At 71.7% G+C, this 5,334-nt stretch carries 5 protein-coding genes and 1 pseudogene; 2 read left to right on the top strand and 4 right to left on the bottom strand.

What is annotated here, in order from left to right:
- From HY68_RS44725 to HY68_RS03935, 4 genes and pseudogenes are all read right to left on the bottom strand, one after another.
- Nucleotides 1-885, bottom strand: a pseudogene (locus HY68_RS44725) (serine/threonine protein kinase); the annotation flags it as partial.
- Between the two features lie 36 nt (nt 886-921).
- The gene (locus HY68_RS03945) at nt 922-1,197 is read right to left on the bottom strand and encodes a hypothetical protein (protein WP_041984410.1); all 276 of its coding nucleotides are present in this window, start codon (nt 1,195-1,197) and stop codon (nt 922-924) included.
- Between the two features lie 14 nt (nt 1,198-1,211).
- Nucleotides 1,212-1,943, bottom strand: coding sequence for a TetR/AcrR family transcriptional regulator (locus HY68_RS03940; protein ID WP_041984408.1), 732 nt, complete (start codon nt 1,941-1,943; stop codon nt 1,212-1,214).
- A 59-nt stretch (nt 1,944-2,002) separates the two neighbouring features.
- A complete protein-coding gene (locus tag HY68_RS03935; RefSeq protein ID WP_041984405.1) occupies nt 2,003-2,938 on the bottom strand; it encodes a diiron oxygenase in 936 nt (311 codons plus the stop codon).
- Between the two features lie 238 nt (nt 2,939-3,176).
- On the opposite strand from HY68_RS03935, the gene HY68_RS03930 reads away from it, so the two are divergent.
- Together HY68_RS03930 and HY68_RS03925 are read left to right on the top strand one after the other, a co-directional pair.
- Nucleotides 3,177-4,280 (top strand): ferritin-like domain-containing protein, encoded by a 1,104-nt coding sequence (locus HY68_RS03930; protein WP_041984401.1) that lies wholly within the window; start codon nt 3,177-3,179, stop codon nt 4,278-4,280.
- 67 nt (nt 4,281-4,347) lie between these two features.
- Complete coding sequence (locus HY68_RS03925; protein ID WP_041995105.1) at nt 4,348-5,268, top strand: ADP-ribosylglycohydrolase family protein; 921 nt, start codon at nt 4,348-4,350, stop codon at nt 5,266-5,268.
- Nucleotides 5,269-5,334 lie beyond the last annotated feature (66 nt).

Genomic DNA, 5,334 nt, shown 5'->3' with positions numbered 1-5,334 from the left:
CGGCTCCAACGCCGCTACCGCCGAGGCCCGTTCCGCGACGGCCTTCTCCAGCCGTTCCGGCAGCCAGCCGGCCGACGCCAGGGCGCTCGCGCCTTCCAGCGCCAGGGCCGCCGCCACCTGGCCCGCCGTCGGGCGGCGGGCCGGTTCCTTCGCCAGACAGGAGGCGACCACCGGACGCAACCCGGCCGGTACGCCGTCGAGTCGGGCCTCCGCCCCGCCGATCTCCGTGCTGTCGGCGAACGGTGTCGTGCCCGTCGCCGCGTACGCCAGCAGCAGGCCCAGGACGAAGATGTCGGACGCCGTTCCCGGCTCGCCGCCCGCGACCTGTTCCGGGGTCAGGTAGCCGAGCCGTACCGACAGCCGGCCGCCCGCGTCCAGCCGCGCGGACGCCGCTGCGCCCAGCGCGCCGAAAGCCGTGAGGCGCGGGCCGTCGGCGGCCAGCAGGACGGTTTCGGCGGAGAGTCCCTGCAAAACCGTGCCCGCCGGGTGCACGCGGGCCAGGGTCTCGGCGAGTGCGGCGCCCAGCACCCGTACCGACCGCTCGGGCAGCGGCCCGGCGACGGCGATGGCCTCCGCGAGCTTCAGCCCCGGCACATAGGCGCTGGCCGCCCAGGGCGCGGGCTCCGCCGCCTCGTCCGTACGGGAGTCGAGCGGCGGGCGTACCCAGCCGCCGGAGAGCCGCTCGGCCGTGCGCACCTCGGCCTCGAACCGGCGGCGGAAGGCGGTCGCACCGGCCAGTTCGGGGCGGGCCACGGACAGGACGACCACGGCGGCGCCCTCGTCGGCGCCGCGCGCGAGATACTCCACCGCGCTGGCGCTCGCGCCGCTGTGCGCGAGCAGTGTGTACGGCCCGACCTGACGTAAGACACGCCCTACCGGCTCCATGGCGAGCCTCCCCCTGGTGACACGGTGCTCGCGATCTTATGGCGTGCTGTTCGGTTTCGACCAGGGCCACTTCAGGGTGCGGGGCTCGTGTCCCTCGGGCACGTACTCGTACGTCCAGCCGCGCTGCAGCCCGAGCCGCTTGGTGTATCCGGCGGGGGTGCGGCGGTACGAGTGGATCGTGGGCGGCCCGCCGTCGGTGTCAGGGACCGGCAGGTCGTACCACTTGGGCGGCTGGCCCGTGGGACCCGGCATGACGGGCAGCACGCGCCCGTCCAGCGGCCCGCCGACAAAGAGGGTGTCTTCGTTTCTCACCCGCCCAGTCTCGCTCAGCGCGCCTGGATCGCCTCGCCCACGAGCGGCACCACCCGCCGGGCCAGCGTCCCCACCGGGCCGTCCGGGTCCTCGTGGCGTACGAGGACGCGCACCGCGAGCGCCGTCTCCTCGTCGGTGGCGGCCGTCGCGACGAGCAGTGCGACGAGATGGTCGACCAGCCAGTTCCGCAATTCGTCGGCCGGCGGCTGCTTGTTCTCGTCCAGCCATATGAGTGACGCCGACTCGACCGCGGCGATCCACGTCCGCACCATCATCCGCATCCGGGGCCCCGGCGCCGCCCCGCCCGCAGGCGCGATGTGCAGCAGGATCTGCTCGGCCGCAGCCCTGCGCACCTCGTCCACGATCGCGGTGGTGCGGGAGGTCTCGCAGACGCTGCCGCCCTGCAACAGCGCGCTGAACCCGGCGTCGTGCTGGTCGACGAAGGACAGGTACCGGTCGAGGACCCGCTTGAGCCGTTCGGTGGGCGGCCCGGTCTGCGGTTCGGTGAAGCACAGCTCCAACTGGTCGACGGACGAGCGCAGCGCGGCCTCGTACAACTGCTGCTTGCCGCCGGGGAAGTAGCGGTAGACCAGCGGCCGGGACACCCCGGCCGCCGCCGCCACGTCGTCCAGGGCGACGTCCTCGGGCGCCTGGTGCGCGAAGAGCGTCAGGGCGGCGTCGAGGAGTTGGGTGCGGCGCGCCTCGACGCTGAGCCGTCGGTACGCGGGCGTGGCTGGCGCGGTCATGTTCCGCAGCGTAATCGCATCGCCTGTGTCCGGTACCGCGGCCGACCGGCTCCGCGCGGTCAGGCGAGCAGCCCTGAGGAGCGCCACAGCTTGCGTCCGGGGCCGCGCAGCACCCCGATGTCGTCCAGGAAGTCGGTGAGTTTCCTGGCGCCCGACTGCATGACCTCACGCCGGTGGCCGCTGGCCCGCACCTGCGCGACGGCCTCGCGGCGGTCGAGCCCCACGTTGTCGTACACCTGCGGATTGACGAAGCAGACGGAGAAGACCCGGGCGGCCTGGCCGCTGCTGAGCCGGGTGAACTCCTGTTCCCAGCGCGGCGCCGTCACCATCTGGCGGCGCAGCTCCTCCCGGGCGTACCGGACATGGCGGGCCTCCTCGACGACATGGATCCGGGTCACTCCGCGCACCAGCGTCTGCACCCGCTCGTCGGGGAAGGTCAGCCGCTGCATCCAGTCGAGGATCTCCTCACCGAGCAGGGTCGCTGCGAACGAACCCGGCGTGGTGGAGACGGTCTTGAGGACGCGTGCCAGATTGTGGTGGAAGCGCGGCACGGGGTACGACGGGGCGCCGCCCTTCTGGATCATCCGCGCGAACATCATCGAGTGCCGGCACTCGTCGGCTATCTCCGTGAGCGCGTACCTGACGTGGCTGCTGGTCACCGACTTGTCGTAGATGTGCCGGACCAGCAGCTGCATCAGGATGATCTCGAACCAGATGCCGAGCGAGGCGAGCGACGCCGCCTCGTGCCTGGCCAGGTCCATCCGCTGCTCCTGCGACATCTTCCGCCACAGCGGGGTGTCGTAGAGGGAGACCAGCTCGGGCGGCCAGAACCACTTGCCGTCCTCGATCGGCGCGTCCCAGTCGAGTTCCTTGTCCGGGTCGAAGGAGTGCTTCGCCGACGATTCGAGCAGCCGCCGGGCGACCTGCTCGCGGTCGCGTAGCGGGCCCAGGGCGTCGCGGAGCAGCTGCACGTCGCGTTCGGTCACTGCTGTCATGGCTGAGCGCACCTCGCACCTCGGGACGGGACCGGTGGGTGTTACCGGCGGTACCCTTATAAGACCGCGTGTCAGCAAGGACGTCAATCCCCCCGGCGTGAGTGGTGCGCCGGCAGTGCGCCCGGCCTCGTGCCTACTTGTTGACTCCGGGTCTACCAACGTGTGAGCCTGCCAACAGTCCAGCCGACGAGGGTACTTACACCACCGTGAGGCCCGTGAGGCCGAGGAGCTGCTGCCTGTGTCGACGCACGACCTCTACACCGACGCCCCCGAAGAGTCCGTCTGGCAGGTCCCCGCCGCGGGCTCGGCCCGCTTCCAGTGGGACTACGACGACGGCCGTGACCGGCTCCTCGCCCTCTACCAGAAGGGCAAGGACAAGCAGTGGGACGGCGCCCGGCGCATCGACTGGGAGCTGGAGGTCGACCCGTACGACCCCCTCGGCACCCCCGACGAGGCGCTGAACCTCTACGGCACCCGCTACTGGGCCAAGATGACCGACAAGGACAAGGGCGAGCTGCGCAAGCACTACACCGCCTGGCAGTTCAGCCAGTTCCTGCACGGCGAACAGGGCGCCATGGTGTGCGCGGCGCGGATCGTCGAGTCGGCGCCCGACCTCGACGCGAAGTTCTACTCGGCCACCCAGACCATGGACGAGGCCAGGCACGCCGAGATCTACGGCCGGTTCCTGCACGAAAAGGTCGGGATGCTCTACCCGATCAACGACAACTTGCAGGCCCTGCTGGGCGACACACTGCGCGACTCCCGCTGGGACATGCCCTACCTCGGCATGCAGGTCCTCATCGAGGGCCTGGCGCTCGCCGCCTTCGGAATGATCCGCGACACCACCAACAAGCCGCTGCCGAAGCAGATCCTCGCGTACGTCATGCAGGACGAGGCCCGGCATGTCGCCTTCGGCCGGATGGCGCTGCGCGACTACTACAAGCAGCTCACCGACGCCGAACTGCGCGAGCGCGAGGAGTTCGTCATCGAGGGCTGCTACCTGATGCGCGACCGGCTGCGCGGGGTGGAGGTGCTGGAGAACTTCGGCGTGCCGAAGGCGGAGGCCGAGGAGTTCTCCGAACAGTCCGAATTCCTCCAGCTGTTCAGGAAGCTGTTGTTCAGCCGGATCGTGCCGTGCGTCAAGGACATCGGCCTGTGGGGCGAGCGGCTGCAGAAGGCCTATCTGGACATGGGGGTCTTCGACCTCGGCGACTCGAACCTGGACCTGCTGATGACCCAGGACGAGGAGATAGCCGAACAGCTCGACAAGGAACGCTTCGCCGCCGAGGAGCGGGAGCGGGTCGCCGAGGTGACGGACGCGATAGCGGAAGGCGGGAGTTGACGTCGCCGGGCCGGGCAGCCGGGAAAGGGAGGTGCAGTTGACCGGACGGACCACCAGGATGGATGACATGCCTGCCACTTCGGGATTCACCCCGCCCCCCGGTTCGGCCGCCGCTTCCCGCACGGCCGGCCGCCGCAGCCTCGAAGGGCTGGCGACGGGCGACGCGTTCGGCGAGCGCTGGTTCCCGCTCTTCCGCGCGCACGCCACCGCCGTGGCGGAGATCGCGGCCCGGCGCACCCCGCCGGAGCCGCACTGGCCCTGGACGGACGACACGGCCATGGCCCTCGCGATCCTGCGGATCCTCGAAGAGCGCGGCGCCGTCGACCAGGACCTGCTGGCACTCCACTTCGCCCTCGCCTTCGAGACGGATCAGGCGCGCGGCTACGGCCACGGCATGCACCTGCTGCTGCCCGCCCTGCTGCACGAACCCGAGAGCTGGCGCACCCTCGCGCCGCGCCTGTTCGACGGCGGGAGCCTGGGCAACGGCGCCGCGATGCGGGTGGCGCCGCTGGGCGCGTGGTTCGCCGACGACCTCGGCCGGGTGACCGAGCAGGCCACGCTGTCCGCCGAGGTGACCCACGCCCACCCGCAGGGCATCGCAGGCGCGGTGGCCGTCGCCGTCGCCGCCGCGCTGTCGGCCCGGCACGAACTGTCCCTGGACGCGGTCACGGACGCGACACCGCCGGGCGCGGTACGGGACGGCCTGGCCAGAGCGGCGAAGCTGCCGCCCGGCACGGCACCCGCCGAGGCCGCCGAGGTGCTGGGCAACGGCAGCCGCATCCGCGCCGACGACACGGTGCCCTTCGCCGTCTGGACGGCGGCCCGGCACAGCGACGACCTGACGGCCGCCCTGTGGTCGACGGCCGAGGCACTGGGGGACGTCGACACGACCTGCGCCATCACCGGCGGCATCGTGGCCGCCCGCACCGGGACGGACGGGCTGCCGCGGGAGTGGCTGGAGCGACGCGAAGCGCTGCGGTCCGCCTGACCCACGGCCCGGTCTCGCCGCTGGGTCACGGCCCGATCCCGCCGGCGGGTCACGACCCGATCCCGC

This window comes from Streptomyces sp. AcH 505, from assembly GCF_000818175.1.
In the GTDB taxonomy this organism is placed as follows: Bacteria; Actinomycetota; Actinomycetes; order Streptomycetales; family Streptomycetaceae; genus Streptomyces.
This window is presented reverse-complemented; position numbering and strand designations above follow the sequence as displayed.